Here is a 1,462-nt window from a genome sequence, read left to right on the forward strand (position 1 = left end):
CAGGGCCCCGGCGTTTGCCCGGATCGCCCCGGCCTGGGCCGGTTGATCATGCTGGCGGGCCCCGGAAGCAGATGAACACGGCACCTGTGGATCATGGAGTTCTCTACGCTGCAAGATCCACGAAGGTGCCGTGTTCGTTCCTCCATCATCCCCTGCCGTCGTTCCCGTCTCTCCGGCGCCCCGCCTGGAGGCCCTCGGCTCGGATGCCGCGCGAGACCAAGTCCGCGGCCTGGTTGCCGAGTTCGAGTCGGTCACCGATCCTCGCGGGGCGTGCGGGGTGCGCTACCGGGTCTCCTCGCTGCTGGCCCTGGTGGTCTGTGCGATGACCCCGGCAGGCCATGACTCCATCACCGCGGCGGCGGAGTGGTGCCGACGTGCGACGCCGGTGGAACTGGCCGCTTTCGGTCTGCCCTACCATCCGTTGCGCGGCCGCTACCGGATCCCGAGCGAGAAGACCTTGCGCACCGTTCTGGGGCGGCTCGATCCCGGTGAGGTCAGCGCGGCCGGCTACGACCACCTGCGGCCCCTGCTGTCCACGGTGTCCCACTCTCCCGAGCCGCTCATGCCCGACGGCGGCATCGAACGCGAACAGCGCCGCGCCCACCGGGCGGCCGCCCGCGCCGAACCGGTGCGCTCCCGGCGCCGGGCCATCGCGGTGGACGGCAAGTGCCTGCGCAGTGCGAAGCGCCCGGACGGCAGCCGCGTCTTCGTGCTCTCCGCCGTCCGGCACGGCGACGGCATCACCCTCGCCTCCCGCGAGATCGGCGCGAAGACCAACGAAATACCGGAGTTCCAACCCCTGCTCGACCAGCTCGACGACGCCGATCTCAAGGGGGCCGTCGTCACCGCCGACGCCCTCCACGCCCAACGCGACCACGCCGCCTACCTGCACGAACGCGGCGCCCACTACCTGCTGACCATCAAGAACAACCAGCGCGGCCAAGCCCGTCAGCTCCACGCCCTGCCCTGGAAGGAGATCCCCGTCATCCACCGTGACGACGCCCGCGGCCACGGCCGCCACGAACAGCGTCTCGTCCAGGTCGTCACCGTCAACGGCCTGCTCTTTCCCCACGCGGCCCAGGTCCTGCGCATCCAGCGCAGACGCCGTCTCTACGGAGCGAAGAAGTGGTCCAGCGAGACCGTCTACGCCATCACCGACCTGCCCGCCGAGGAAGCGAGTGCCGCCGAGATCGCTTCATGGGCTCGCGGGCACTGGACGGTGGAGAACACCGTCCACTGGTGTCGGGATGTGACCTTCAACGAGGACAAGTCCCAGGTCAGGACCCACAACACGCCCTCAGTCCTCGCCGCCGTCCGCGACCTGATCCGCGGTGCGCTCAAGCTTGCCGGGTACGTCAACACCGCCGCCGGCCGCCGGGCCCACACCGAACGCACCCTCGTCCTCAGCCTCTACGGCATCACATGATCAAACCGGACGACCCGGGCAAACGCCGGGGCCCTG

1 protein-coding gene is annotated in these 1,462 nt (G+C 69.9%); it reads left to right on the top strand.

Annotated elements, in window-relative coordinates; genetic code table 11:
* Positions 1 to 130 precede the first annotated feature (130 nt).
* On the top strand, positions 131 to 1,426 hold the full coding sequence (locus PV734_RS45665; RefSeq protein ID WP_060902565.1) for an ISAs1-like element IS1629 family transposase: 1,296 nt from the start codon (positions 131 to 133) through the stop codon (positions 1,424 to 1,426).
* The last annotated feature ends 36 nt before the right edge of the window (positions 1,427 to 1,462 follow it).

The sequence above is a fragment of the Streptomyces sp. AK08-02 genome, from assembly GCF_033795085.1.
GTDB lineage: Bacteria > Actinomycetota > Actinomycetes > Streptomycetales > Streptomycetaceae > Streptomyces > Streptomyces echiniscabiei.